This window comes from Nitrospira sp. NS4, assembly GCF_049546785.1.
Classification (GTDB): Bacteria; Nitrospirota; Nitrospiria; order Nitrospirales; family Nitrospiraceae; genus Nitrospira_D.
In genome coordinates this window covers 415,508-442,171 of record NZ_JBMWAN010000004.1, presented here as the reverse complement: position 1 = coordinate 442,171, position 26,664 = coordinate 415,508, and the positions used below count along the sequence as shown (strand labels likewise).

Here is a 26,664-nt window from a genome sequence, read left to right as displayed (position 1 = left end):
TACCGAGAACGCGTTTGGCCTGTCGATAAAAGACTCCCACCCACTCTTGTCCAAAATAACTTTTCTGAGAATTGGATCTTGGACAGTACCTGCGCGCCCAAGTGATCTCGATCCACAATCAGCGTGCGTCGCCTAGAATTTCAACGAGTTGGTAGGTTCCACAGGGCCACGGATGGTCTTGTGATGGTCTGTGAACCCGTTTTCAGTGAGTCGATGACGTTTTCTCCGCCGGTTTGGCGAGGAGTTCTGCTTTCGTGGGGACTTGGGCGAGCAGATCGGGGCGGACTTGGAAGACGCCTTGGAGGCGTTCACCGGTGGCATAGACGAGGTTGTTCGCCTGGCTACCAAGCGTGAGCCGCCCGGCGATCTTGCCGTCTCGCCCTGTTGCCACAAATTCCGCGGTGGGGGCGACCAGTCCGTAAGGGGCGAGCGGGCCGGCTTGCTTGATCACCCGTTCTTCCGCGGGCAGGTTGGCCACGCGGCTGACGAATAAAATTGCCGCTTCCTGGTTGAGTTTCTCCGTGGGCTGGTCTTCCAGTACCCATTCGCCGTTCTCATTTATCAGGACATAGTGTTTGTCGCGCGTTTTGACGGCCAGCATGGCGATGTCCGCAGGGTTCACGCCCAGGAGCCGCTTGTCCTGGAGGGTGAACAGGTCGCGCGCGAGATCTTTGATGACCATCGGATTGATGCGATAGAGGGGCGCGTCCGGGCTGGTTTCGGCAAAGGCTTCGCCGCTGGCCGGATCCGGCTGATAGAGCTTCACGGTTTGGTCGCCATCGGCGGTGTGCAAGGCAATCTTCAATTGCGGAGCGGTCAGGGTCTGGGCGATGGCGGTCCGTTCGGGACCGGGATCGATCATGCCGAGGGCTTTCAGGTCTTCCAGCTTAAAGAGGAGGGAGCGGACTTCGGTTTGATCCGCTTCGGCTTCGATGGGGTAGCGGATTTTCCAGTTGGGTTTCGGCTTATTCTTCGCCATGTTGTAGAGGACGATCTCGGTCGTCGGGTAGGTTAAGCGCACGCGTTCGAGTTCGGCCTGGACAAAGTGCAAGAGATCTTTTCGCCGGAAGGTCAGCAGCGTCTTGTTCACGAAACTCTTTGTCGTCAGGTCGGTGAGCACCACGCTGTGGGTCGATTGGCGCAACACATAGAGCGTGGAGGAGAGCGGGCCGTTGTCACCGATGGCCAGGGTCTCCTGCTGCGGGCCGGCGGTGACGGTGATGGTGGTCACGGGCTGTTCCAGGCCGAACGGCGCAAGTGTGCCGGGCTTGTCTTCGATCGTGCGGAGGATTTTCCCTGTCACGAGCGCGCGGATCATGGCCTGCACTTCGCGCGTATCGGCCTCAGTCTGCAACGGGGCCGTGATCATCCAGGCGCCGGCCTCGTTCCGCTTCATCTCGACGCTGCCCTGCGGGGTCGTGACGCTGAGTCCGGCGATGTCGGATTCGGGAAACGACAGCAGCGCCTGCTGCGTGACGGCCTGTTTCTCTTCTGTCTGCTTGGCCGGGAGCTCGATCCAATAGAGGTAGCCCCCCAGTCCCGCGAGAATCAGCAGCAGTAATATTGTTGGCCAGTAGCGCATAGCATGTTACAAACGGCGCCGTTTTCTCCACACCATGATGCCGGTCAAGAAGGTCATGATCGGGAGGAAGAGGACCTGAATGTAGAGCAGCGTCCGCTCTTGCGTGGGATTGGGGATAAAGGGCCGGAGCGCCGGTTCTTTGGGGGCGATGGAAATGAGGTCCCGTTCCTCGGCCAGCCAGCCGGCGGTGTGCAGGAAAAAGTCGCTGTTGCCGGGGAAGTTGAAAAACGCGTTGGTGGCGAAGGTGGAGTTGCCGACCACGACGATGGCCGGTCTTGGCTTCCCTTCTTCCGGCTCTTTCTTCGGGGCGAGCGCCGCCGCCATCGGTAACGGCCCTTTTATGTCTTCGTTCTCGTTGAGGCTGACGACGCGCCCTTGCAGGTTCGTTTCAGCCCAGCTGTTCGGCGAGGTTCTGGCCAGCGGCACATAGTCCCAGTCCTTACCCGCCTGTTCGTCGAACGTCAGGTGTCTGGAGAGGGGGAAGAGCACTGCCGAGGTCAGATCCTGGGTGATTTCGTGTTCCGTGAACGTGCGCACCAGCAGCGCAGTCAGATCGCCCTGGGCCAGCCGGTCCTGCAGGTCCACGAGCACGCCGGGGCCGAGTCCCAGGCCGTAATGCGCGAGCAGCGGGCCTAGCTCCGTCTGAGTGTCAGGATCCACCATCAACAGCAGATGTCCGCCCTTGTCGACATAGGCTTGAATCCGGTCCTGCTCCTCCTTGGTGACTTGGCGCTGGGGTCCTGCCACGACGAGTATCGAAGTGTTCTCCGGTACGGCCGTTTCCTTCAAGAGCGAGAGGGTTCCGATTTCATAGCCTTGCTTGGTCAGCGCCTCTTTGGCGGATGACAGGCCGTTCCGTTCCTTGTCTTCCAGACTACGCTCGCTATGGCCCTCGAGAAACACGATACGTTTTTTGGCCTCTTTGGAAATGCGCAGCAAGGCGCCGGTGAGTTCAACCTCCGACGGGGAGGTGACGCGGATGGTCTGGCCGTTGCTCTCGAAGATGGCGGTATCGGTCCGGAAGATGCCGTAGTTCTGCGCGATTTTCGGCTGCCGCTCCGGATCAACGAATTCCACGGTCAGCTTCGTCGAGGCCTGGCGATAACTTTCCAGCCGCTCTTTGTAGCCTTGATAGCCCGGGTCCTTTTCCCTTGTAAAGACGGTCACTTTGACCTCGTGCGGCAGATTGCGCAGCACGCGATGGGTTTGCGGGGCCAAGGTGAAGTTCTGATTCTCCGAAAGGTCCCAGCGTATTGAGTGGCGTGAGGCCAGGAAGTTGACGATCACCAGAATCGCGACGACAAGCAGGATCATCAGCAGGCTGTTCGCCCCCATGAGGGTGGACCGGCGGCTGGAGAAGGCTTTCACGGCTTCAAAGTGGAGGATGAAGAACAGAATCAGGCAGAGCAGCCCGAGGCCTTCGGCGACCGTCACGGGCCAGAGCAAGTCCGGGCGCAGACTGTAGCCCACGAGGCCGGCGACTGAAAGGAGAATGCCGATGATGCCGAGCGGGAGGGTTTTGAGTGTCATTTCCACCGTGACGATTCCACCACCCGGTGGGTCAGAAACAGCATGAGGACCAGGCTGCTGAAGAAATACACCAGGTCCTTGGTGTCGATGAGGCCGCGCACGAGGCGGTCGTAATGTTCCATGAACGATACGTAGGAGATCACTTGTCCGAGCGTCGTGTCGCCCATCAGGGTGCCCAGCCCTGAAATCAGCCAGATGATCAGCAGCATGCCGAAGCTCAGAAAGGCGGCCACGATCTGATTCTCCGTCATCGCGGAGGCCAGAAGGCCGACGGAGAGAAACAGGGCGCCCAGCAGGGCCATGCCGAGGTAGCCGGTCCAGATCGGGTTCCAGTCGAAGTCGCTGAAGAGCATGAGCACCGTCGGAACCAGCCCGGTGAGTCCCAGGAGGCCGAGAAAGACCAGGAAGACGCTCACAAACTTGCCGGCTACGATCTCATTGATGCCGATGGGCGAGGTCATCAGAAATTCAAACGTGCGCAATTTTCGCTCTTCGGCAAAGAGGCGCATGGTCAGGATCGGCAGAATAATCAGCAGGACGAAGCGCATACTGGCGAAGAGGTTGCGAAAGACCAGGTCGTTCAGATTGAGCTGCGCCTGTCCGCCCTGCATCTGCATGAGCTGGATGGCCTGATAGCCGGCAAAGACGACATAGAGATAGGCCAGGAGCCCGAAGATCAGGAGAAAAATGGCGCCCACGACATAGACGATCGGGGAGACAAAGTAGCCGCGCAGTTCCTTGGCAATCACCGCTTGGACTGGGGTCATGATGCGGCCTCCTGCACGGCGCCGGGTTGTTCGATCACCGCAGTACCCTGCTGGGCGACGCCCTCTTCATGCCGAGTGAGCTGGAGGAAGACGTCTTCGAGCGTCATGGAAATCGTCCGCAATTCGAGGAGCCTCCATTGTTTCGCGATGACGAAGCGGGCGATCTCATCGCGCTTGTCCTCGCCCAACGCGCATTCCAGCAGAAACGTGCCGGCCGGCTGTACGGGGAAGACATTGAGAATGCCCGGGATCGATCGGAGCTGTGCGGCGCAGTCGTCTCCGGCGGTCTTGATCGTGACGGAAATCTTTTCCGAATGTCTCAGCCGCGCCGAAAGCTGGTCCGGCGTGTCTTCGGCCACGATGCGGCCCCCGCTGATGATGACCACGCGCTGGCAGACGGCAGTGGCCTCTGGGAGAATATGGGTGCTGAGAATCACCGAATGGGAGCCGGCCAGACTCTTAATCAAGTCCCGAATCTCAATAATCTGTTTCGGATCCAGCCCGACGGTCGGTTCGTCTAGAATCAAGACAGGTGGATCGTGGAGTACAGCTTGAGCCAGCCCAACGCGCTGCCGGTATCCGCGTGACAGGTTGCCGATCAGGCGGTGGCGGACGCTGCCGAGAGCCAGTTTTTCTATGGATTGGTCAATGCCGGAGGTCAGGGCTTTCCCTTTCATCCCGCGCAGATTGCCCACAAAGGTCAGGTATTCGGAGACGGTAAACTCCTGATAGACCGGCGGGGTTTCCGGAACATAGCCGATGCGCCGTTTGACTTCCATCGGTTGATCTGCGCAATCGAACCCCGCCACCCTGGCTGTGCCTTCCGTGGCCGGCATGAAACAGGTGAGGATGCGCATCGTGGTGGTCTTTCCGGCTCCATTCGGACCGAGAAAGGCCAGCACCTCGCCTTTGGCCACAGAAAACGTCACGCGGTCGATAGCGGTAATGTTTCCATACCGCTTGGTAATGTTCTGAACTTCGATCATGGATGTGATGGTTGTGCGATCAACGCTGAGGGATCTGGCGGTTAGCTCACGTTCACCCTGCGGATCTTACTGACTCCGCCGGACTCAGTCAATATGGCCTGAGGGAGGGGCGTGCTGAATGTGGCCGGAACGAGCACGGCGATCTTTACAGGCGCGGAGGGTCCTGCTACAGTTTTTCCCGCGCAATCTTGCGAATAACTTGAACCGGGTTTTGCCGGAAGATCATCTCATTTTTCGTGAGGAGGAGGCATCTGTGAAACACATTGTCTTAGGGACCGTCTTGCTGGGTGCTGTGGTCTGGATGGGGGGATGTGCAAGCAAGGGGGATGCGGTGCCGATCAATGTGGGCATCAAGCCAGCGGCCACGCCGGCCGGGTCGGCTCCCGCCAGCGGGGTCAAGGTCGCCGTGACGCCCTTTCAGGATGACCGGGCTGATCGGACAAAACTCGGGAACCGGCACTCTTTCTGGGGCACCGACGAGCCTTACACGGTTAAGAGTGGGACAGTGGGTGAGGCAACCGCCAAAGCCCTGGCCGAGTATCTGACCCGCAAGGGGTGGCAGGCGCACTATGCTCCCTCAGCCGGCGAGGCGAGCGGGGCCGATGTCGTGATTTCAGGAAAGGTCCAGGATCTCTCGGCTGATGCCCATGGGGCCTTGGGTTCCACCGACATCACGGCAAAGAACAAACTGATCATTCAAGCAGCCAATCAAGCCGACGGGAGTTCTATTACCAGCACGACCAGTTATACCGGAACCTACACGGTGTTTTGGTACGGCCCTGAAGATGGAGAGGAAATCCTCAGCGAAGTGATGGAACGGAACTTTGAAAAGTTTGTCAGCCAGACAAAATTTGAGGGGGCTGCGCTCAGGTTTCAATAACAATTGCCGGGGGAGGCGGGAGGATTTCTCCCGCCTCCCCCGACCGTCGGCCTCCGTCTTTCTGACCCAGATCCCTGTTCCTGCCGGTTGACTCTCCCCTTCCTATCCATTATATAGGCGATACCCTTTCATCTTTTTTGCACACAAATTGTTCATTTCTGTCCTGCGTATGAGGTGTTTCATCTTCATACAAAGGTAGGGAGATGGGCTACGCAGTCGGTATTGTTGGGGACTCCCGGCCTCCCGTAGGCTGTCGTCGTGAGCAGTTGATTCCGGCCTGCAGAGGAGGATGAAAGTGATTATGACAGACCGCGTTCAACAGAGAACCAGGCGGATGTACCAAGTCGTCGTTGCGATCTGCTGCCTCTTCTTGGGGGCCTGCTCGTGGGTGCCGAAGGGGGAGTCTGACCTGGATGTCGGGATTAAGGAGCGGGGGACTGCCTCCTGGTACGGGGAGCAGTTCCACGGGAAGCAGGCGGCGAACGGAGAGATCTTTGACATGGGCGCGCTGACGGCGGCTCACCGGACTCTTCCCCTCGGGAGCATGATACGGGTCACCAATTTGACCAACGGAAAGCATGTGCGGGTCCGCATCAACGACCGGGGTCCCTATGTGAACGGGCGCATCCTCGATCTGTCCCTTGCGGCGGCAGATCGCTTGGGCATGATTCACGGCGGATTGTCTGTGATCCAGCTTGAAGTGATCGGAGATCGTCGTCCGGACTTCATGCTTGCGGCGGAGGAGTCGGCTTCGTCCACGTCTCCTCTGTTGAGCATTCACCGCCTCAACCAGCCGGAGTTGCGGGTCCCGCCGGTTTCGGTGCTGGCCCTTGCGGATCCCGCGATGACGCCGGTGCATCGGCTGCCTCCCACAGATATCCTCTTGCAGCGTCGTATTAGGCGGACGGGATCGATGCTGGCCGCCGACCATACCGCCCACACGGAAAACGTTACGTTGATACTCGGCTAGCCGCGGTTGACAGCACCGGAACCACTCCACTACACTGGGTCGCCCACGTTCGGAATGGTGGGGCCCTCAACCAGTATCGATTCGAATACAAGGAGTCAGACGGTATGGCGAAGAAAACCGCAGCAGAATCCGATGAAGCCAGATTGAAAAAGAAGATCAGCGCAACGGTATCCGGCCAGGATAAGGCCCAAGGCGATGCGGCGGTGCGGGCGTTGCGGAAGCGCCTGAAGCGGGAACAGCGCCGTCGGCGCGCGCTCGCGTTGCGGAAGAAACACGCGGCCGGAAGCAAGGGCGAAGCGAAGGCCTCAGCCTAGTCAACTCATTAGCAGGACGTACCCATGGAACACCAAGGCAACGACTCTCCGGCACCTGATTCCTCTTCACCCACCCCTGCCAGCGACGAGCTGACCGACAAGGTCGCAGACGCATTAGCACTTGGGGAGGCGCCGGAAGGCCAGGACCAGGCAATCGGGGCGACGGAAACTGTCGCGCTCGAAGAAGAGAAGGTCAAGGATGAGATCGAGATTCAGATCGATCTCCTCAATGATCCGGACTGGGTCGTGCGTCGTGAAGCGGTCATTACGCTGGGCGAGATGGGGGATGAGCGGTGCGTGGAGCCCTTGGCGCGCGCGCTCCGCGACGGCGACTGGCAGGTCCGCGAGGTCGCTATCGAGGCCCTCGGACAGGTCGGTTCTCCGGCTGTCGAAACCCTGTTGAAGTTGTTGCGCGACTGGGATGTGCGCAAGTATGCCATCGGGGCGCTGGGCAAGATCCGCGACGAACGAGTCCTGGACCCGCTCATGCAGCAGCTCAAGAACGACGAGTTTAAGGACGATGCCATCAATGCATTGGTCGAGCTTGGCGAGCCGTCGGTTCCCAAGCTGATTGCCGCCTTGAAGGATAAGGATGAAATGGTCCGCCAGCAGGCCGTCCTGGGCCTCGGCCGGATCAAAAGCGGCGAGGCCATCGATCCTTTGATCGCGATGCTTCAAGACAAGGATTGGTTTACTCGTCTCACGGCGGCGGCGGCGCTCGAATCGATCGGCGATGAACGGGGGCGTGAGGCGATCAAGCCCATGCTCAAGGATCCGGACATGGTCGTGAAGATGCGTGTAGAACGGATTCTGGCGAAGTGGAAGAAGCAGCCGGTGTCGCAGCCGGCAAACGCATAGCTCTACTTGTTGAGTAACCGGTCAAGCGCCTGCTGAATTTCATCCAGCTTTTTCAGCTGGATCAGTTGTCCCTTCGTCATCTCCCCACGCAGTGTTTTAATCCGGACAGCGAAATCGCGTATCGCGTTCGTCGCGTTGTCGGGCTTCTCGCCTTTCACCGCCTGGTCGAGCGCCTCTCCAGCCTGGCCCAGTTCCTTGGCCGCTTCTCCGAAGTTCCGATCAAGCATTTGGATTTTCGCCTGCACGAGGCGGGACTTGGCCTCCACCAGTCCTTGCCGGCGACGGAGGTCTTGCTCGATCCCCACGGTTGTATCGATGACATTCCGCGAGAGATTGGTGATTGATTGCTGGAGGTCCGCGATGGTTTTCTGGGAGACGGTCCAGCGTTCCGAGAGATGCGCAACGGTTTGCTGGAGCGTGCCGACAGGCCGCTGACCAAAGTAATAGCCCGCGCCAAACGAGGCGGCCAGCATTGTCACGAGAAGCAGAAATTTGAACATATCCGTCCGTAGCCCTTATGGATGACGTGCCGGTTTGCCGGAGTGGGTGGTTTGTCGCAACAGGCTGCCGGCTGCGGCGATCCGCACGGCTTCATCGGAATCTTGTAGCCCTTTCACGAGAATCGGAATCACCGGACCCGATACTTTCCCCAATGCTTTGGCGGCCATCAAGCGCGGCAGGGGCTGCTGATCCTGCAGCAGCGCTTGCAGCACGGAGAGGGCCTGTTTATCCGATGTCGCACTGAGGGCTTGCGCGGCGGCGCCCCGGATCGAGGGATCGGGGTTACGGGCGAGATCCGCCGCCAACAGCAACACCGACGTGTCGCCCAGGCGCAACAGGCTTTCCGCCGCACTGGCCCGGACCTGAATGCTGGGATCGGTAGTAAGGGCTTGCAACAAGGGGCGATTTTCCTTGAGGCCCAGCCGTCCGAGGCTTCCGGCGGCGACACCCCGGACCATGGCCATGTCGTCGCCCAGCGCATGGGTCAACGGCGCCACTCCCCCGGGTGATCCGAATTCTCCCAGAGCTCCCGCGGCAAAGGCGCGGACGGACGGGTTCGGGTCGTATACGGCCTGGCTCAGGACCGCCAGGCTTGCGGGCCGTTTCAGCCGGCCGAGCACGCCGAGCGCCGCCATGCGCACTTCGGCATCCGGGAGCGTGGCCGCATTGGTGATATCGATCAACTTGTCCGTTTGCCCCATTTTGTACAGCGCGGCGTAGGCGAAGATGGCTTCAGCCCCCTCCTCGGTTCGGCCGATTTCGATCAGGCGCGGGGTGATGTCTGTGACGCGGGCATCGCCCAACGCGTTCATGGCCGCGATGCGGACGCTGGGTGCTTCGTCGGTGAGCGCGCGCTTCAGCGCGCCCGATTTGGTGGCCAGCCCGGCTTTCCCGATCGCTTCCGCCGCACGGGCCCGCACGAAGACCGATGAGTCCAGCAGGCCGTCTTCAAGGACCGAGGCGGTTTCCGGCAGTCCCAGTTCTGCGAGCACGGTGTAGGCGGCAATCCGCACATGCTCCTTGGGATCTCGCACACGGCTGGTAATCAGGCTGAGCGCAAGCGGACGGAGCAGAGTCGGGTCATCGGCTTGTCCCTCGCCTTTGACTCGAGGATAGATCTTGAGGGCCTCTTCGCCGCGCCCAAGTTTGACATAGCTCTGAAACGACAGCCTGAGGAGTTCTTTCGACGGGGTTGCGTCCGGGGGCAAGTCCTGGAAAAGTTTGATGACGGCGGGATAGTCCGCCGCCTTGAAGAGGACCGCCGCCTCCCTCTCCGGAACTGAGGCGTTGGGCGCGGCGGAGAAGGCATCGGGTGCCGCTCCTGTGCCGAAAGACAGGATCAGCGTGGCGACGAAGCCCGCCACGACAGAAGGATGAGGCGTATGTGGTGAACGGGCCCGCATGCCGGACTTTACCATGAGCGGGGGGGGCGTGCCGAGGCCCTGCTGTACATCGTCTCCACGTAGTCCTTTACCATGCGTGTGGTGCAGAATTGCGGGGCCACGGTCCGGATGCATTCCTTCACCATTTGCAGCCACCCGCGCGGCGTGCCGTCGAGATCCCGCTGATAGTAGAGAGGCACCACTTCTTCTTCGAGTAGCCGGTAGAGTTCTTCGGCGTCGTGCTCGTCCTGCTGGTGCTGGTCGGCCGAGGGCGGCAGCGGAGCGATCCCCCATCCGTTCGCCCCGTTGTAGCCTTCTTTCCACCAGCCATCGAGCAGGCTGCAATTGATCACCCCGTTCAACGCCGCTTTCATGCCGCTGGTGCCGCTGGCCTCCAAGGGGAAACGCGGGGTATTCAACCAGATATCGACGCCTTGCACCAGAAACTTCGCCATGTGCATGTCGTAGTCTTCCAGGAACGCGACATGGCCGCCGAGCTTGTGGTCATTGCAGAAATTCACGACTTCATGGATGAAGTAGCGCCCCGGTTCATCGGCGGGATGCGCCTTGCCGGCGAACACCACTTGCACCGGGCGCCAGTGATTCTGTAACAGGCGCTTGAGCCGTTCCAGGTCGCGGAAAAGGAGTGTCGCCCGTTTATAGGTGGCGAATCTGCGGGCAAATCCCAGGGTCAACGTTTCCGGGTCGAGCAGGGTGCCCCGGGCGATGACCTGCGACGTCTGGAGTTGACCGTTAATCCAGCCGGTTCTGGCGCGTTCGCGGATGAATCGCATCAGCTTGCGTTTCATTGTTTTTCGCACCGCCCAGAGTTCGCCGTCGGGAATATCGCTCACACGTTGCCACATGGCTTGGTCGTCGCAGCGCTCGGCCCAGTCCGGTCCGAGAAACTTGCTGTACAGCTGGCTCATGTCCGGTCCGATCCATGTCGGCGCATGGATGCCGTTGGTCACGCTTTGAATCGGCACCAGATCCGCGGCCAGTCCCGGCCACATGTGTTGCCACATGTCGCGGGAGACGCGGCCATGTTCGCGGCTCACGCCATTGACATGGGCTGCCTGCCGAATGGCGAGGGCGGTCATATTGAACCCCTGCCCGCGCGATTCCGGAGTCTCTCCCAAACGAAGAAATTCATCGCGGGTCAGTCCGAGTTGCTCCCAATAGCCGGCGAAGTAGCGATCCATCAGGTAGTGAGGGAAAATGTCGTGGCCGGCCGGGACCGGTGTGTGCGTGGTAAAGACGGTGCTTTCCCGCACAAGTTCGCTGGCCTCGGCGTGAGACGAACCCTTCTGGACGAGTTCGCGAATGCGTTCGAGTGTCAGAAAGGCCGAGTGCCCTTCATTCGCATGGAAGACGGTGGGAGCGATGCCTAGCGCTCTGAGCATCCGGACGCCGCCGATGCCGAGGAGAATCTCCTGGCACAAACGGATTTCCTGATCGCCGCCATAGAGACGGGCCGAGAGCCCCCGGTTTTCCGGCGTGTTTTCCGGCACGTCGGTATCCAGAAGATACAGCGCCACGCGTCCCACATCGACTTTCCAGACCTGCGCGGTTACCGTGCGATCGCCCATGACGACGGAAATTTTGCACAGAGTGCCGTCCGGGGTCAGGGCGGGCCGGATCGGCGACTCCTCTCGCTTGAACGGGGCATAGGCCGCTTCCTGCCATCCTTCGGGCGTGATCCGCTGGTGGAAATAGCCCTGGGGATACATGAAGCCGATGCCGACGAGGGGTACACCCAGATCGCTGGCTTCTTTGCAGTGATCGCCCGCGAGAATGCCGAGTCCGCCGCTGTAAATCGGTATGGAAATGTGCATCCCGAACTCAGCCGAAAAATATGCAATAGAGGGGCTCTGTGGCCGGCCATAGGTTTTTCCGAACCAGGTGCCCGTTCCCAGGAGGTATTCGTCGAAGGTTCTTATGACGGCGGAGTAGTGTCGGATGAAGGTGGGATCGTGCGCGAGTTGCTGGAGCCGCTCCGGTGTCACCTCCGCGAGCAGCCGGACGGGGTTGTGATGCGTGAAGTACCAGAGCGTGGGGTCGATCAGCTCGAACAGCTGTCGGGCCTCCAGCCTCCAGCTCCACCAGAGATTTTGTGACAGTTCGGCCAGGCGGATCAGGCCGGGCGGCAGATGCTTCGGAACAGGGTTGGCGGTTTCAGCAGTATCCACAGGGGCTCCTTTGCGTGAAGCGTATTGGCAAGATTACAGACGTTGGAATGGAGCGCACCCGGGCTGAGGGGGAGCGGTCAGGCGTGTCCGGCCTTGTGCCATGAATTCCATTCCTCGGAGAATGCCACGGCGGCGTAGCGTTCGCCAAGGATTTTTGCCACTCGGTTGAGCAGTTTAGTGAGTTGTTGCAGCTCAGCGGGGGTGAGATCCTGGCGAAAGCGCGGGTGGAGACCCCAGCGGGTTTCCACTTCTTCGCCGGTGACCGTTGACATGAGACTCACGAGCTTGATGTCCTGCCCCGTCGGGCCCTTCTTGGCCGGCTCCCCGTTTCCAGTCGCTGCCGCAGGCTGTTGGCCCGGCGTCGAAGGCGCGGCAGCAGGAGGCGCCTGGCCCTGGAGCACGGCGCTGATGGCCGGAATGATCGCGCTCGCGCAGAGCGTCGCCGCCGCGATGACCTGGCCGTTTTGCGGCGCGCCGATCAGTTCGGCGACGCGCTCGGAAAAGGCCTGGAACATCTCGTTCTTCTGTTTGGAATCTTCCGTGATCAGATATTTGTATTTCTCATAGAGTTCACGGCTTTCGGCCACCGCGTTGCCGATCGTCAGCACGATCTCCATCTGATCCGCGTTGTTGCCGAAGGCCGGTTCGAGCACCGCCTTGAGCTGAGTGGTCACCGCGTCTTCGAGCCCGTTCATAAATTCCAACTGGTCCTTGATCGGGATGTGCAGGGCCGTGAGCCGGTCCGTCACGTTGAACATGATCTTGAGAAATTCAAGGTAGATGCCCCACTCATCCTGGCGCTTGAGCTTCAGCGCCTGCTCCGGGGCGTTGCGCTTCATCATGGTGACGGATTCGCCCGAGACGGCGAGCATGAGTTCGGCAAGCTGGCGCAGTTGTGCTTGGTATTCTTTGTTGGCGGTTCCCATAGGTGCTCCTGTTCAAGGAGCGCGATTATAGCGGAGGGATGTTTAGGGATGAAAGGGGTGGATTCGGGGATTTGCGCTGAGACACAAATTTTCGTTCGTCTTGGGGTAACGCCGAGTAGGCGTCGGCAGAATTGTCGGGCGTTCGGAAGCCCTATTCGTACGCGCAGTTTTGAAATTGCTACCAAGGAGGGGGTTGCGTGGGTTCTCGGCACCCTCTAGAGTATGAAATTCGTGGCTCCCTAATCGCTTGATACAGCCATGTGCTAGGTGAGCTGCCTCCCTCATGGGCAATACGTCGGAGCACCGGTATGACGGCCTTTCCTTGCGTTGCATCATCCACGGTGCAAGTCCTCTTACTCCACCACAGTGAGATAGGTTATTGATGAGCATTCTGCTAGGCCATGCTACGCCCGTTTACATTGTCGCGTCATTTCTGGCGGTGTCAGTGCTACTGTTTCTGGCATTGTTTCTCTTCCCTGGCTTGCGGCAGGTATTGCAGTTGCGGCGGGTCATTACAGGTCTTCAGGACTTGGAAGGGAAACAATCTATTGCGCTGGAGCCAGTCTTTCAAGGCGATAAGGTTCTCGAACATCTATGGAAAGAGTTCAAAGAAACCCTACATCAGCAGAAAGAACTTAATCCGAGCTCTGGGCAATTTGAAGTCATAGCAGAGAGATCCACGATCCCCGCCGAGGCGTTCTTCTCTACGGAAACGCTGGTAGATAATGTGCTCCGGACAGAATTCTTCAGGCATCTTCCTGGGATCCTGACGGGCCTTGGCATCATCGGTACTTTTCTTGGGCTTATCCACGGCCTGCAGGCATTCGAAGTTTCCGAAAGCGCCGCTATTGCCCGACAAAGCCTTAATGCGCTGCTCCAAGGAGTACATCAGGCGTTTCTCGTGTCGGCAGCAGCGATCAGCCTTGCCATGCTGGTTACATTTGTCGAGAAGTGGCTGATTACGGCGCTATATAAACGTGTCGAAACGATATGCCAACTCTTGGATGGAAGGTTTCAAGCTGGGGCTGGCGAAGAATATCTTTCTCGGCTTGTGCAGGCTTCAGAGGCCTCCGCGAAGGAGGCGAAGCAACTCAAACAGTCGTTGGTTGGGGATTTGAAACAGATCCTGGAGGATTTGACCGAGAGGCAAATAGCGGCCAACACGATGAGTTCCACGCAGATCGCAGATCGAATTGTCGCGGGTGTCGACGATAGCCTGAAGGGGCCACTCACCAATATCAGCGAAGCAGTTAAACAGGTGTCTGGAAATCAGGGCGAGGCAGTTAACAAGTTGCTCACCGATACTATGGCTGCGCTGACAGCGCAGCTTCGCGATTTGTTTGGTCATCAGATTGCGGGCATTAACCAGATGCAGCAACAAACTATCGATGCAATGGCTGGGGCAGTAGGTAAGCTGGAACAACTGGTGGCGGATATAGGTACTACTGGGGCTCATGCAACAACTTCAATGACGGATAAGTTAAATGATGCGATTGCAGCGATCGAAGGACGCCAAGCGGCGATGGACACGCAAGTCCAAACCCTGATTCAGCAAATGAGTGCGCAGTTTGGGCAGTCGCAGAGCGAAACTAATCAGAAGCTTCATGAAGCGCTTTCCACGATGAGTCAACAAGTAGCCTTGGCAGTTGGCTCGCTCAAGGAAATGGTGGACAGTTCTGCGGACAAAGATGTCCAAAGGCACCAAATGCTCGAGCAAGGCACGACTTCGGCAGTGTCGGCGATATCTGCCGAAGTTCGCACTATTTTGGATCAGTCTGTGGCTACTGCGCAAACGATGAAAACCGCTGTGGACGCTATGGAGCGGATCTCAATAGACGCGGTGACCAAGATGAACCTTGGTGCAGATCGATTGTATGCCGCATCGGAGAAATTCGCACAGGCAGGTAACGCGACGACAAGTACGCTGGATCGCGCCCAAGGGCTGATCAAGCAGATGAGCGATGTTTCCGGAACGCTTACTGGATCGTCCATGGTGCTTAATGCGGCAATTAATGACTACAAGGCGACGCGCGAATCTCTAGCGGAGATGATTGCGGCGCTCAGTGGTTCAGTAGAATCTGCGAGGCGGGAAGCGTCGTTGACTGCCGATATTGTCTCTCGTATCGAGCGATCTGCAGTTGCTTTGCGCGAGGCTGAGGTAGAAGCCGAAAAGTATTTGCAGGAAGTCACAAAGGTCCTTGCCGAAGCACACGCCGCGTTCGGCTCACAGGTTAACTCGACCCTTGAGAAGGTTAACGGGGACTTTCATCAACATTTGCAACGCGCAACGGGCGCACTTGCAGGCGCGATTGGTGATCTGGAAGGCGTGTTCGACAAGTTGCCCGGGAAGTAATGGATGATTGGCACACGAATTATTCTCAAGCGGGGCGGCAAGGATGAGCCCGAAAAACCATTCTGGATATCGTTCTCTGATTTGATGTCTGCGCTGATGGTGCTGTTTCTTGTAGCGATGAGCGTAGCACTCCTTGCCGTCACAAAGACCGTAACGGAAGCTGAAAAGGCTGAGGCAGAGCGAAAGGATGACCTTGAGAAGTTGCTTGCCCAGGTTGAGGAGTCGGCGCAGCAGTTCCCTGGAATTTCAATTGATAAGAACCGAAATGTTATAGATTTCGGGGATAGGGCTCGATTTGAAACGGGTAGTCATCGGTTGAGCGCAGATCAGGCAGCTCTATTGAGGAAATTTGTCCCGCAGGTGCTGTCGATTGCTCGCAATCAGCTCGGTCAGAAGTGGTTGAAGCGAATTGTAGTGGAAGGATTTGCCGATCCGCGCGGTACCTACCTTCTGAACTTGAACCTCTCACTGCAACGTAGCCAGCGGGTGCTTTGTGTGTTGTTAAGCCAGCCGGAGTCTGGCGAAGTTCGGATGACTCCCGACGAGCAGGAACAGATCAGGGAGTTATTTCTGGTTGGCGGTTATTCTTTCAATTCCGCAAAGGCATCTGACGAAGAAAGTAGACGGATAGAGCTCCGTCTTGAGTTCTTCAATGTCGGAGAAGTCCACCCAAGTAAACCCCATATTCCACGCGGCAACTTTGGTACTTGTGCTTTGGGGGCCGGATGAACGCACTTGACCAACTTCGCATTGGACTCAGCCAGGCGAACACTAGACTTCGGCGTGAAAGCTTTAGTTCGGCAAGGCCAATGGCAGAGCTGGCACGCAAAGTAGAGCGGCGTTTCGGAGTTGGCGCTGCGCCTGACAAGGACGTAATCGCGGCAGCTGTGAGGCAATTTTCTAGGTCAAGGCAAGTCGACTCATTTCGAGAGGTAAAGCTTGCTTGCTTTGGAATCGCCACAGAGGTACTTCCGGAACGAATTCTCCTTTTGCGCGACCCCCGACTCGTAGGGGAACTGCTTCATATCGTAGGCGAACTCCGGCCTCAGGCCAGAAAATTCCGGCGCTGTTTTCAAGCGCTGATGAGTGTGTACTTCGAATATCAACCTAAAGATGGAAATAGCGAAATCCGTCAGTCCTGGAATCAGATTCGCGAATTCTTGAGTGCTGGAGTAGCTTCAATTCGTCATGAGGCGATGCCAGAGTGGGCTGAGACAGTCGTGGAGCACAGCAATTTGTTCGGGGACGATCCATGCGCACGGTACGGTCAAGCTGTTCTCGACGGAAACCTGTCTCATGTGCGTGATGTGTTTACTCGGATTGGGATTGCCACGAACTCCTGGGTTCAAACAGATGTATTCATGGGCGCCGTTCGGGCAGCATGTGATTCAGACGACCAGCGATTCAAGAGTCATATTGATGGCCTACTGGTCCTGCTAAGAGCAAATCCAGCGATTCAATTCCAAGGGATAAAGAGAATTCTCGACCGATATGCACGCATGGATTCTCATGGGGAGCATACGGCTCTTAGTATATTTGCCACCGAGTTGTTAGGAAATCCCCTGCTCATATCCAATGTCCCGCGTTGGGATGGCGTGTCCTCGGAAGCACGAACAATGGTTTCTGATTGGCTCAAGCGCAAGCTTATCGGGCAATTCTTTGAATTGCTTAGCCAGGATGGTGCTACTGCGTCACGCAGAGTTAAATTTTGGGCCGAATACGTATCGGTTATTGAGAGCGTTTGGTTTGTCTTAGGCTCCGGCGCTAGGAGTAATTGGAACCCTGACTTTAAGAAGCTGCGAAGCCTAATGGGTGATCAAGCTCTAAATCTCGAAGGAGCCACTTCCGGAAACAACGCTTTCGTAATGAAGATAGGCCGGCTATTGGTTGTCGAATTCGGAGAGACTGGTAATGCGGCTTACCTATTTGATGGTGGGAATCCGCCATTTTCGCTACGCGGTGCGCTTCGCCTTCGGGAGGATCTAAAGCATGCTCGCAATCTCGGAAGTCTGAAGCACTTTGATGGACACGAAAAATGGGAGGAGAAATTTCGCCGCGCGATTGCCGAACATGCAGGGATAACAAAGGAAAGAGTCTCTTATAGTGGCGGAAACCGTAATCCAAGTAATGGCCGACAGACAGGATTAGCAGGGGAGTCTGGGGGGGTGTTTGCGCCACGTGAATTTGATCAGTTGTTAAGGAGCTTTTGTGCTGAGCGCGGCCTGCGGTTCATCGATCAGCGCGCGGAGGGTGGCAAGCTTGTTGTATATGCGAATGCAGATAATCCAAAGATAAGCGGAACACTAGGTCAGTGGGGTTTTAAGTTTGAGCGTCGCAATAGCGTTTGGATAAAAGACAGATGAGTTTCATAAAGCGATTTCGGACAGCCGAAAGCGAAGCACGGAGCCTGATGCATCTGTGGGTTTCGTATTCCAAGAGTTCGGCCAGTTACACGATTTCTAAACTAAGACCGGATAGCGAGGCGATAAGGATCGCGAATCCGTTGGCAGTACACTATCTCAGTGAATTGGCCCTGGCAGGGCGGGCGAGGCAAAACGCGGGCACCTATAGCTTGTCGTGGGATGTGATTTATCAGCTGTTGGCTGACAAGGAGCAAGCCGACGGCTTGAGCGTTTTGGAATTGCCATCCGTTGGAGGTCTAAAACCGGCTTTGCGAAGCGAAAATACTCTCGATGATGAGGACTTCGCTATTGGTATTGATGGCTGGTTCGTAAATGGTGTTCTCGTGGGATCGGTAGAGTTAACTGGGCCGGTTGCTCGAGAGGGGACGAACCGAAGTTTGTTGGCTAAGGATGTGTTCGCGGTCTTGAGGGCAGTCCAAGAATTTTATGCAGACAGTGAACGTTCGGCTCAGTCCAATAGAAGACACTGGGGGAAAATTCGTCGCTTGGCAATGCTTGCAGAAGCAAGGATGGATCAGTTTCTCGCCGATACGATTGTCCTGACCCCAGAGCAATTACACATCCAATTGAGCAAGACCGATGTTGGCGAGGGGAGTGTAGTAGAAGTTCAACCTTGGTTTGCCGGTGCGCCGGAAAACTGGCTTGTACAGTTTGATACGCGGCGTGATGTGCCGGAGTCTTACAAGATTCTTCGTGAGGATCAATTAATCGAGGTGATCCTCACGCCACCAGTACGTACTGTTTTACGGGCGATCAAAAAGATGCCGGGTCGCCGGGTCGCTGGCTCATTTGCTGAGAGGTTTCTCAGTAATCCATATGCCACATTGGGAGATGACGCAGATCTTGTTATTGATGAGGCGCAATTTGAGGAAGCGAGGTATGAGGCGGGAATCGTGTTTCAGCGGTTCACAGCTCACTGGCAATTGCGTGATAGCGAGATAGCTCAGGCAGGGGTAACCATCACCATCGCTGATGCCCAATCTCCATATTCCAAACTAGAGTTGTTCGGTAGCCCTGACGATTTGCGCATCTTTGTCATTAAGGTTGAGTCCAAATTGAATACGGGATTGGAGCTATGTGAGTGGCGTGGGCATAGTCTCCATTTAGTCGGCGATACACAAGAGCAGCTTGATATCCTTAAGAATATTTACGAACGGTGGACTCGGCCTAAGGTCAGTATCCGTGCGGCAGAGGTGCTGGACCTTAAGCGATATTCAGAGCGGGTAACAGGCATCGGGGTACAGCCCAACATTGTCTCTCCCTATATACCAAGAGCTGACAAAGATCCGTGGTTCCCTGAAAGCGGGGCAGAAACTGCGCAGCTAGTTTCTGTCGATCTCGGAAACGGAAAGACATTCGAGCTTTGTGTCGATAATAAGGTTTTTAAGGCGCTCAAGGAGACTGTTGAGGAAGCACGCTCAAAGGGAAAGGCTTTTGTTGAAATACCTGGGATGGCGGATACAGTTTCTGTCGAGGTGGCGGAAAGCCTCCTGAATGAGTTAGGCCCACGATATGAAAAAGACAAGTCGAAAGGCTCTCAATCTGAAGCCACAAAAAAGAGGGAGCGCGAGGAACTTCTTATTCAAACAAATATTGGGTCTGCTGAGTATCTGGAGTCACGAGCTTCTGAGCTGAAGTTCGACAACCGCCCGCCTAGTTTGCCTAGCTCATTCAGGTCAGGGATCGCGTTAAAGGACCACCAAAAGGTCGGCGTTGCCTGGCTTCAGCACTTGATCTCAAAAGCGCCTCAGTACTGTCGTGGTGCCATTCTCGCGGACGACATGGGGCTAGGGAAAACATTGCAGTTATTGACGGTGATCGCTGCAGCCTTGGAGGCTGATTCAAATTTAGAACCCATTCTTGTTGTGGCTCCCGTTTCACTGCTTGAGAACTGGAAAGAAGAGGTGGAAAAGTTTTTCAAGCCTGGAACAATTCCGCTACTTGCCCTATATGGCGATTCAATCGGTCGGTTACGAGCAAAGAGCCATGAGATTGAAAGAGACCTTATTGAACGAGGGTTCAGTCGATTTCTAAGGGAGGGATGGTTAGGCGATTCAAAGATTGTTCTAACAACATATGAGACCCTACGCGATCTTGAGTTTTCCCTGGCCGCTGTACATTGGTCCATCATGATTTGCGATGAGGCTCAGAAGATCAAAAATCCGGCTGCCATGGTCACACGTGCTGCCAAAAAGCAGAACGTTGGGTTCAAGATTGTATGCACGGGCACGCCTGTCGAGAATTCGCTTGCCGACATTTGGTGCCTGTTCGATTTTATCCAGCCCGGCCTTCTGGGGGCGTTGAATGACTTTGGGAAACAGTACCGTCGTCCGATCGAGTGTGAGACTGATGGACAGGCCCAAAAACTCGAGGAGCTTCGTCTGCGTATTGAGCCGCAAATCTTGAGACGGCTAAAGACGGAGGTTGCGAAAGACCTTCCGAAGAAAATCGTTATTGAAAAGGCGCGCACACTCCCCATGTCTCTTTATCAACGAGAACTCTACGGTCAAGCGATTGAACAGTACCGCTTGAGGCATGTCGATAGGTATAGCGGGGCTTTCAAAAATCAGCTTGGACTACTGCACTATCTTCGTAAAGTCTGTACAGATCCTAGAGAGCTAGGTAGGGCTTTTGATCATGAACCTTTGGCTCAGGCGCGGGAAAAGAACCCCAAGCTCGACTGGTTGATAATAACTCTGGAGCAGATCAAACGGCGAGGCGAGAAGGCGATCATATTTTGTGAATTTCGCGACATGCAATTGATGTTAGCGTACTACGTTGAGCAGGTATTCAATCTTCGTCCCGACATCATCAATGGGGATACTGCTGCAGCGGAGTCGAGTGCCGACAGCAGGCAGAAGCACATCAGGAAATTTCAGTCGGTACCAGGGTTTGGAGTCATAATCTTGTCGCCAATTGCTGTTGGGTTCGGCGTCAATATTCAGGCGGCGAATCATGTCATTCATTTCACCCGAACTTGGAACCCGGCCAAGGAAGACCAAGCGACCGATCGAGCATACCGCATTGGACAAACCCGCGAGGTGTACGTGTATTACCCAGTTGTTTGCGCGGAGGAGTTTGTCACATTCGATGTCAAGTTAGATCGACTGCTTGAGAAAAAACGGGGGCTTTCTGGGGACATGCTCAACGGTACTGGCAATATTCTTCCGAATGAGTTTGAAGATGTGATTGGTGTTGGGAAAGACGTTTTCGAGGAGCAAATTCTGATTGAGGATGCGGACAGTCTGGAGCCACTCTATTTTGAAGCTATGATTGCGGCTCTTTGGAAACAACGAGGGTTTAAGTCAGTTAAATTAACGCCTACAAGCGGGGATGGTGGTGTTGATGTGGTTGCCAAGACGATTAACGTGGGCGAACTTATTCAGGTAAAACACTCCTCATCTGAAGCGGGATCTTTAGGGTGGGATGCCGTCAAAGAGATCGTCGCTGGAGAGAGGTTGTATGCATTACAGTTTCCTGGAGTGCGTTTCAAAAAGCTGGCACTGACGAATAGGGAATTCAACGGAAACGCGCATTCCCAGGCGGAAGTTCTTGGTGTTGAGCTTATAGGTCGGAAACAGTTAGCAAGTTTGCTGCAAGAATATCGCGTTACGATGACGGAGATAGAAAGTTTCTTGGTCTCACCGGAGCACGTGGCTCTCTAAAGTGATACGGAGAATATGTGAGTTTTTGAGCGATACGAGCTAGGTGGTAATTCGTTATCGCTTGCCATCCCAAATTCTCGAGATGTGTTGTTTTAGAAGCTTTTACCGCGATATACCTGCTTGGCGCTCGTTGAGAAGGGCTCCGGCGGTATGTTATACAGCCCAGCCCGCTGATTGGTATCATGTCGTTCAGCCTTCCTCTGGTAACTCATGGAACGAGACGTCAAAACCTACATTCTCAAACGCTCCGATGACGAGGCTGCGCCGCGTAAGCTGTCGATCGATTATGCCGCGGCGCTGAATCCACAGCAGTTAGCCGCCGTGACAGCGGGCGAAGGCCCGTCGCTGGTGATCGCCGGCGCCGGGAGCGGCAAGACGCGGACGCTGGTCTATCGCGTGGCCTACTTGATCGATTCAGGTATCGATCCCTCGAACATTCTTCTCCTCACGTTCACGCGCAAGTCGGCGCAAGAAATGTTGCAGCGGGCCGGTGAGCTGATCGGCGCGCGTAGCGAGCGGGTGTGTGGCGGGACCTTCCACTCGGTGGCGAATCTATTGCTGCGCCGCTATGGCCGGTCGATCGGTGTGGAGCCCGGTTTCACGATCCTGGATCGCGGCGATGCGGAGGATTTGATCGCGCTGGTTCGGTCGCAACTCGGACTCAATGAAAAGGATAAGCGTTTTCCCCGCAAGGGGACGATCATGGAGATGATCAGCAAGAGCGAGAATACGCTGCGTCCGCTGGAAGAGATCATCCTCGAAGAGTTCAGCCACTTCGGCGACCACATGGAAGACTTAAGCCGTTTGAAGAATGCCTATCAGGCGGCGAAGCGGCAGAAGCAGCTTCTGGATTATGACGATCTGCTGGTGATGCTTCGCCAGCTCTTGCTGATGGATGAGTCGGCGCGGGCGACGATCTCGCGGCAGTATCGCTACATTCTCGTCGATGAGTACCAGGATACGAATCGCTTGCAGGCCGAGGTCGTCCGGAAGCTGGCCGCGTCGCATAACAATGTGATGGTGGTCGGCGACGATTCGCAGTCGATCTATGCGTTCCGCGGGGCGACGTTCAAGAATATTATGGACTTCCCGCAACTGTTCCCCTGCACGCAGATCTATAAACTGGAAGAGAACTACCGCAGCACGCAGCCGATTCTGAACCTGGCGAACTGTATTATCGATGAAGCGGCGGAGAAATATACGAAGCGGTTGTTCACCCGGAAGATCGACGGCCCGTTGCCTTCGCTGGTGGAAGCGGCGGGGGAGAATGCACAGTCGCGGTTTATTGCGCAGAAGATTCTGGAGTTGCGCGAAGAGGGCGTGCCGCTCAGTGAAGTGGCGGTGCTGTTCCGCTCCAGCTTTCATTCGTTCGATCTGGAAATCGAGCTCTCGCGCAAGGGCCTGCCCTTCATCAAGCGCGGGGGCGTCAAGTTTATCGAGACGGCGCATGTGAAGGATCTGCTGGCGCATCTGCGGGTGATCGCCAATCCGCTGGATACGGTGAGCTGGAATCGGGTTTTGATGCTGGTTGAGGGTGTGGGGCCGAAGAAGGCCCATGACCTGCTGGCGACGATTGTGAAGACCGGGCAGCCGTTCGAGGTGTTGCGCGGGGTGAGCGGTCGTTCTGGGCAGGGGCTGAAAAATCTGGCGAATACGCTGGAGAGCCTGTCCGGATCTGAGGACCGGCAGCCAGCGGAACAAGTGAATCACATCTACGAATACTATCTTCCGATTCTCAAGGAGCAGTACGACGACTATCCCAAGCGCACGCGGGATCTCGACCATCTGCATGCCATTGCGGAAGGCTACCCGGCGGTGGACGCGTTTCTGGCGGACCTTGCGCTGGAGCCGCCGGATGGCAGCGCGGTGGATGTCGAAGCTCCGGACCGCGACAACGAGCGGCTGGTGCTCTCCACGATTCACTCCGCCAAGGGGCTGGAGTGGCAAGCTGTCTTTGTTATCTGGGTGGTGGACGGGAAGTTTCCGTCGGTCTATTCCTTCGTGGCGGATGAGGATCTCGAAGAAGAACGGCGACTATTCTATGTGTCGGTAACGAGGGCCAAGCGCCACCTCTTTCTCACCTATCCGATCAATGTCTACGACAAGACCAGCGGGATGCTGCTATCGAAGCCTTCCCGATTTCTGGATCACGTGCCATCCGACCTCTTCGATACGCTTGCATTGGTTGAGGAGGGTGGCCGGGGTGATTGGGGCAGCTATCGGGGCTCTGACTATTAGCCTGGGCAATCTTTCCCTCATCTTTCCGTTTTCATCGTTGCCATGCCTGCGTATTGCACTCACATAGCCTTGAGGATCGCCGTTGCTGTGCTGTTCGTTTCGCTGGCGGTTTGTCCTGTCTGGGCGATTCCGGCAGGGGAAGGAAGCAGAGATGCTGCCGCGGGACGGATGTGGGAGCAATTGATCAGTGGCGCAGGTAGCCTTCGTCTACCGGTTGGGTTTCTGAAGGCGATCCCTTCGGACTTTGTGCATTTCGAATTCGACGATCTTCGGACCTATGCTGCCGAGTATCATCCGGGCGAGCATCGTATGGTATTGAACCGAACTCTGTCGTTTCATGCGGCTGGTCGTGATTTGCGTTCGCTCAAGACCATGACATCCAAAGAGTTGGAGGTGCTTTATCACGAGCTGTTCCATGCCTATATGGACTTTCTGGAGTCACGCGAAGGGGAAGGGCGGTCCGTGGGAGGGATTTCGCCTGACGATCTGCTGGTCTTTGCCAGGGAGATGCAGGTCTGTCGTTATCGGGAGGTTGCCATCACTCCTGTGGTCCAGCGGAGCCAGGAAACGGAGGTGCGGTATCTTTCCGATGCTGAAGCCTGGGAAGCGCTGAATGAAACCTGGGCCGTCTTTGTTGGTTGGGCTGTGTGGAACCAGCTTGAGCTCGAAAAGAAGGGGGGGCGGTCGATGTTGGGTTCCCCCCAACTCGGTGAGCAGTGGGTGGCCCGGTTCCAGCGTGCCATGGAATCGGGAGAGCTGCGCGGATATTATGTTCCTCAAGATCCGGAAGAGCGGCGAGTCACGCAGAAGCGGTTCTTGGCGTTCAGTGATCGTATCTCGGTCGGTGAAGCGATGAGGTTAATGAAGCAAGTCGTTGGTTTACCTGATAAATTGTCAAGCAATGCTATGGAGAGTGTGCGTCACGTGAATAATTTTCAGACTCGGCATCAGTGCGCCTCCGACATGCTGAGCGAAAGAAAAAAGTAAGAAAGAGCCCTATTCTCCTCTTGACATGACAGGACTTCGTCAATAGAATCGAGCGTTTCCTAAACTAGCCTGGTTCGCCAGATCAGCCGTTCCTCTTTCGCGAAGAGGGGAGAGAGCTGTGTGCGGACAGGCTTACTCTAGTTTTTCGCGCATGATTGTCATGGGAAAGTCTGCGAATTTTCCGATGAATTCGGTGTCGAGCAATAAACGGATGTGTGGAGAAACGGGCAGGTACCCAAGTGGCCAAAGGGGGCAGACTGTAAATCTGCTGGCTTATGTCTTCCAAGGTTCGAATCCTTGCCTGCCCACCAGCACAGGTGCGGCGAGTTGAATGCACAGTCGGATGTTTGCGGGTTGTGTCGTTGTGTGGATGGCGGTGAACTTTCTTGGGAATTCGGGCGGGCGTAGCTCAGTGGTAGAGTTCCAGCCTTCCAAGCTGGCTGTCGTGGGTTCAAATCCCATCGCCCGCTCCATCGAGATGTGCGCAATGGGTGCCGTGAGATGAAAAATGTGGCCCACGTAGCTCAGTTGGCAGAGCACGTCCTTGGTAAGGACGAGGTCACGCGTTCGATCCGCGTCGTGGGCTCCATCTCACGCCGGTCCCGATCTGGACCCCCTTCGGCGGTCCTCTGTGGCGGGATGGAATGGGTAAGCGGTTTTTATTGACTTAAGGAGACGAGGTTATGGCGAAGGCGAAATTTGAGCGGAAGAAGCCGCATGTAAACATTGGGACGATCGGGCACGTGGACCACGGGAAGACGACGCTGACGGCGGCATTGACGAAGATTTGCGCCGATCGGGGCATGGCAAAGTACATTCCCTATGATGAGGTGGCGAAGGCCAGCGAGAGCCAGGGCCGCCGCGATGCGACCAAGATCATGACCATCGCCATCAGCCACGTCGAGTATGAAACCGCCAACCGGCACTATGCGCACGTCGACTGTCCGGGCCACGCTGATTATGTCAAGAACATGATCACCGGCGCCGCCCAGATGGATGGCGCGATTCTGGTGGTGAGCGCCGCTGACGGCCCCATGCCGCAGACCCGCGAACACATCCTGTTGGCCCGCCAGGTGGGCGTGCCCTACATCGTGGTGTTCCTGAACAAGGCGGACAAGGTCGATGATAAAGAGCTGCTGGAATTGGTCGAGCTGGAAGTGCGGGAGTTGCTGAGCAAGTACGGCTTCCCGGGCGACAAGACCCCGATCATCCATGGCAGCGCCCTGAAGGCGATGGAAGGCGATCAGAGCGAGTTGGGGGTGCCCTCCATCCTCAAGCTGTTGGATGCCGTTGATACCTACATTCCGACCCCGCAGCGGCCGATCGACAAGCCGTTCCTGATGCCGATCGAAGACGTGTTCACCATCAGCGGGCGCGGCACGGTCGTGACGGGCCGGTGCGAGCGCGGCATTGTGAAGGTGGGCGACGAAATCGAAATCGTGGGCTTGCGGCCGACGCAGACCACCGTCGTGACCGGCGTGGAAATGTTCCGCAAGGTGCTGGACGAGGGGCAGGCGGGCGACAACATCGGCGTGCTCTTGCGCGGGACGAAGAAGGAAGACGTCGAGCGCGGGATGGTGCTGGCGAAGCAGAAGAGCATCACGCCGCACACCAAGTTCAAGGCGGAGATCTACGTGTTGACGAAGGAAGAAGGCGGGCGCCATACCCCGTTCTTCAACGGCTACCGGCCGCAGTTTTACTTCCGGACGACGGACGTGACGGGCGTGGTGCAGTTGAATCCGGGTGTGGAGATGGTCATGCCGGGCGACAACGTGAGTGTGACGGCCGAGTTGATCAGCCCGATCGCGATGGATCAGGGGTTGCGGTTCGCGGTGCGCGAGGGCGGCAAGACCGTCGGGTCCGGCGTCGTGACCGAAATTCTGGCGTAATGAGACGGCTGTCTGATGACAGCGTGGGAGAATTGCGATGAGAGAGATTATTGATTTGGCCTGCACGGCCTGCAAGCAGCGGAACTATTCGACCAATAAGAACAAGAAGAACGATCCTGACCGGTTGGAGCGAAACAAGTTCTGCAAGTTCTGCCGGAAGCACGTTGCCCATAAGGAAGTGAAGTAGGCTGGAGTCGGCTCTCGAGCCGGTTCAACAGTCTGTG

At 56.7% G+C, this 26,664-nt stretch carries 20 protein-coding genes and 3 tRNA genes; 15 read left to right on the top strand and 8 right to left on the bottom strand.

Annotated elements, in window-relative coordinates:
* Nucleotides 1–202 precede the first annotated feature (202 nt).
* From ACO9S2_RS14000 to ACO9S2_RS13985, 4 genes are read right to left on the bottom strand one after another with little or no spacing between them, the layout of a single operon-like run.
* Nucleotides 203–1,582 (bottom strand): DUF4340 domain-containing protein, encoded by a 1,380-nt coding sequence (locus ACO9S2_RS14000; protein WP_423722991.1) that lies wholly within the window; start codon nt 1,580–1,582, stop codon nt 203–205.
* A 6-nt stretch (nt 1,583–1,588) separates the two neighbouring features.
* Entirely contained in the window at nt 1,589–3,112 is a 1,524-nt protein-coding gene (locus tag ACO9S2_RS13995; RefSeq protein WP_423723114.1) for a GldG family protein, read from the bottom strand.
* Nucleotides 3,109–3,879, bottom strand: coding sequence for an ABC transporter permease (locus tag ACO9S2_RS13990; RefSeq protein ID WP_423722990.1), 771 nt, complete (start codon nt 3,877–3,879; stop codon nt 3,109–3,111). The genes ACO9S2_RS13995 and ACO9S2_RS13990 overlap by 4 nt, the downstream gene beginning before the upstream one ends.
* Nucleotides 3,876–4,865, bottom strand: a complete 990-nt coding sequence (locus ACO9S2_RS13985; RefSeq protein WP_423722989.1) for an ABC transporter ATP-binding protein — start codon at nt 4,863–4,865, stop codon at nt 3,876–3,878. The genes ACO9S2_RS13990 and ACO9S2_RS13985 overlap by 4 nt, the downstream gene beginning before the upstream one ends.
* Before the next feature lie 253 nt (nt 4,866–5,118).
* On the opposite strand from ACO9S2_RS13985, the gene ACO9S2_RS13980 reads away from it, so the two are divergent.
* The 4 genes from ACO9S2_RS13980 to ACO9S2_RS13965 all read left to right on the top strand — a co-directional run bounded on the left by ACO9S2_RS13980 (nt 5,119) and on the right by ACO9S2_RS13965 (nt 7,887).
* On the top strand, nt 5,119–5,745 hold the full coding sequence (locus tag ACO9S2_RS13980; RefSeq protein ID WP_423722988.1) for a hypothetical protein: 627 nt from the start codon (nt 5,119–5,121) through the stop codon (nt 5,743–5,745).
* Between the two features lie 301 nt (nt 5,746–6,046).
* Nucleotides 6,047–6,715 (top strand): septal ring lytic transglycosylase RlpA family protein, encoded by a 669-nt coding sequence (locus ACO9S2_RS13975; RefSeq protein WP_423722987.1) that lies wholly within the window; start codon nt 6,047–6,049, stop codon nt 6,713–6,715.
* Nucleotides 6,716–6,819: 104 nt separating this feature from the next.
* Nucleotides 6,820–7,029: a hypothetical protein gene (locus ACO9S2_RS13970; protein ID WP_423722986.1), complete on the top strand. Its 210-nt coding sequence runs from the start codon at nt 6,820–6,822 to the stop codon at nt 7,027–7,029.
* A 24-nt stretch (nt 7,030–7,053) separates the two neighbouring features.
* Nucleotides 7,054–7,887 carry a HEAT repeat domain-containing protein gene (locus ACO9S2_RS13965; RefSeq protein ID WP_423722985.1) on the top strand — a complete coding sequence of 278 codons (834 nt, stop codon included), beginning with the start codon at nt 7,054–7,056 and terminating at the stop codon, nt 7,885–7,887.
* Nucleotides 7,888–7,889: 2 nt separating this feature from the next.
* On the opposite strand, the gene ACO9S2_RS13960 is transcribed toward ACO9S2_RS13965, so the two are convergent.
* From ACO9S2_RS13960 to ACO9S2_RS13945, 4 genes are all read right to left on the bottom strand, one after another.
* Nucleotides 7,890–8,387 carry a hypothetical protein gene (locus ACO9S2_RS13960; protein WP_423722984.1) on the bottom strand — a complete coding sequence of 166 codons (498 nt, stop codon included), beginning with the start codon at nt 8,385–8,387 and terminating at the stop codon, nt 7,890–7,892.
* Between the two features lie 15 nt (nt 8,388–8,402).
* Entirely contained in the window at nt 8,403–9,791 is a 1,389-nt protein-coding gene (locus ACO9S2_RS13955; RefSeq protein WP_423722983.1) for a HEAT repeat domain-containing protein, read from the bottom strand.
* Between the two features lie 8 nt (nt 9,792–9,799).
* Nucleotides 9,800–11,959, bottom strand: a complete 2,160-nt coding sequence (glgP, locus tag ACO9S2_RS13950) for an alpha-glucan family phosphorylase (protein WP_423722982.1) — start codon at nt 11,957–11,959, stop codon at nt 9,800–9,802.
* Between the two features lie 77 nt (nt 11,960–12,036).
* On the bottom strand, nt 12,037–12,885 hold the full coding sequence (locus tag ACO9S2_RS13945) for a hypothetical protein (protein ID WP_423722981.1): 849 nt from the start codon (nt 12,883–12,885) through the stop codon (nt 12,037–12,039).
* Nucleotides 12,886–13,267: 382 nt separating this feature from the next.
* Here ACO9S2_RS13945 and zorA point away from each other — a divergent pair, with 382 nt between their 5' ends.
* From zorA to rpmG, 11 genes are all read left to right on the top strand, one after another.
* Entirely contained in the window at nt 13,268–15,238 is a 1,971-nt protein-coding gene (gene zorA / locus ACO9S2_RS13940) for an anti-phage ZorAB system protein ZorA (protein WP_423722980.1), read from the top strand.
* Between the two features lie 3 nt (nt 15,239–15,241).
* Nucleotides 15,242–15,967 carry an OmpA/MotB family protein gene (locus ACO9S2_RS13935; protein WP_423722979.1) on the top strand — a complete coding sequence of 242 codons (726 nt, stop codon included), beginning with the start codon at nt 15,242–15,244 and terminating at the stop codon, nt 15,965–15,967.
* The gene (locus ACO9S2_RS13930) at nt 15,964–17,601 is read left to right on the top strand and encodes an EH signature domain-containing protein (protein ID WP_423722978.1); all 1,638 of its coding nucleotides are present in this window, start codon (nt 15,964–15,966) and stop codon (nt 17,599–17,601) included. The genes ACO9S2_RS13935 and ACO9S2_RS13930 overlap by 4 nt, the downstream gene beginning before the upstream one ends.
* Before the next feature lie 140 nt (nt 17,602–17,741).
* A complete protein-coding gene (locus tag ACO9S2_RS13925) occupies nt 17,742–21,326 on the top strand; it encodes an SNF2-related protein (protein WP_423722977.1) in 3,585 nt (1,194 codons plus the stop codon).
* A 210-nt stretch (nt 21,327–21,536) separates the two neighbouring features.
* Nucleotides 21,537–23,564 carry an ATP-dependent helicase gene (locus ACO9S2_RS13920; RefSeq protein ID WP_423722976.1) on the top strand — a complete coding sequence of 676 codons (2,028 nt, stop codon included), beginning with the start codon at nt 21,537–21,539 and terminating at the stop codon, nt 23,562–23,564.
* Nucleotides 23,565–23,606: 42 nt separating this feature from the next.
* On the top strand, nt 23,607–24,551 hold the full coding sequence (locus ACO9S2_RS13915) for a hypothetical protein (RefSeq protein ID WP_423722975.1): 945 nt from the start codon (nt 23,607–23,609) through the stop codon (nt 24,549–24,551).
* A gap of 225 nt (nt 24,552–24,776) precedes the next feature.
* Nucleotides 24,777–24,862: transfer RNA gene (locus ACO9S2_RS13910), tRNA-Tyr, on the top strand.
* A gap of 87 nt (nt 24,863–24,949) precedes the next feature.
* Nucleotides 24,950–25,024, top strand: a tRNA-Gly gene (locus ACO9S2_RS13905).
* Between the two features lie 40 nt (nt 25,025–25,064).
* Nucleotides 25,065–25,140: transfer RNA gene (locus ACO9S2_RS13900), tRNA-Thr, on the top strand.
* Between the two features lie 94 nt (nt 25,141–25,234).
* A complete protein-coding gene (gene tuf / locus ACO9S2_RS13895; protein ID WP_423722974.1) occupies nt 25,235–26,440 on the top strand; it encodes an elongation factor Tu in 1,206 nt (401 codons plus the stop codon).
* 37 nt (nt 26,441–26,477) lie between these two features.
* Nucleotides 26,478–26,627: a 50S ribosomal protein L33 gene (gene rpmG / locus ACO9S2_RS13890; protein WP_423722973.1), complete on the top strand. Its 150-nt coding sequence runs from the start codon at nt 26,478–26,480 to the stop codon at nt 26,625–26,627.
* Nucleotides 26,628–26,664 lie beyond the last annotated feature (37 nt).

What these genes read in the sequence shown, in the direction of transcription:
- ACO9S2_RS14000 (WP_423722991.1), bottom strand. Translation starts at nt 1,582, where the DNA reads ATGCGCTACTGGCCAACAATATTACTGCTGCTGATTCTCGCGGGACTG.
- ACO9S2_RS13995 (WP_423723114.1), bottom strand. Translation starts at nt 3,112, where the DNA reads ATGACACTCAAAACCCTCCCGCTCGGCATCATCGGCATTCTCCTTTCA.
- ACO9S2_RS13990 (WP_423722990.1), bottom strand. Translation starts at nt 3,879, where the DNA reads ATGACCCCAGTCCAAGCGGTGATTGCCAAGGAACTGCGCGGCTACTTT.
- ACO9S2_RS13985 (WP_423722989.1), bottom strand. Translation starts at nt 4,865, where the DNA reads ATGATCGAAGTTCAGAACATTACCAAGCGGTATGGAAACATTACCGCT.
- ACO9S2_RS13975 (WP_423722987.1), top strand. Translation starts at nt 6,047, where the DNA reads ATGACAGACCGCGTTCAACAGAGAACCAGGCGGATGTACCAAGTCGTC.
- ACO9S2_RS13970 (WP_423722986.1), top strand. Translation starts at nt 6,820, where the DNA reads ATGGCGAAGAAAACCGCAGCAGAATCCGATGAAGCCAGATTGAAAAAG.
- ACO9S2_RS13965 (WP_423722985.1), top strand. Translation starts at nt 7,054, where the DNA reads ATGGAACACCAAGGCAACGACTCTCCGGCACCTGATTCCTCTTCACCC.
- ACO9S2_RS13960 (WP_423722984.1), bottom strand. Translation starts at nt 8,387, where the DNA reads ATGTTCAAATTTCTGCTTCTCGTGACAATGCTGGCCGCCTCGTTTGGC.
- ACO9S2_RS13955 (WP_423722983.1), bottom strand. Translation starts at nt 9,791, where the DNA reads ATGCGGGCCCGTTCACCACATACGCCTCATCCTTCTGTCGTGGCGGGC.
- ACO9S2_RS13945 (WP_423722981.1), bottom strand. Translation starts at nt 12,885, where the DNA reads ATGGGAACCGCCAACAAAGAATACCAAGCACAACTGCGCCAGCTTGCC.
- zorA (WP_423722980.1), top strand. Translation starts at nt 13,268, where the DNA reads ATGAGCATTCTGCTAGGCCATGCTACGCCCGTTTACATTGTCGCGTCA.
- ACO9S2_RS13935 (WP_423722979.1), top strand. Translation starts at nt 15,242, where the DNA reads ATGATTGGCACACGAATTATTCTCAAGCGGGGCGGCAAGGATGAGCCC.
- ACO9S2_RS13930 (WP_423722978.1), top strand. Translation starts at nt 15,964, where the DNA reads ATGAACGCACTTGACCAACTTCGCATTGGACTCAGCCAGGCGAACACT.
- ACO9S2_RS13920 (WP_423722976.1), top strand. Translation starts at nt 21,537, where the DNA reads ATGGAACGAGACGTCAAAACCTACATTCTCAAACGCTCCGATGACGAG.
- ACO9S2_RS13915 (WP_423722975.1), top strand. Translation starts at nt 23,607, where the DNA reads ATGCCTGCGTATTGCACTCACATAGCCTTGAGGATCGCCGTTGCTGTG.
- tuf (WP_423722974.1), top strand. Translation starts at nt 25,235, where the DNA reads ATGGCGAAGGCGAAATTTGAGCGGAAGAAGCCGCATGTAAACATTGGG.
- rpmG (WP_423722973.1), top strand. Translation starts at nt 26,478, where the DNA reads ATGAGAGAGATTATTGATTTGGCCTGCACGGCCTGCAAGCAGCGGAAC.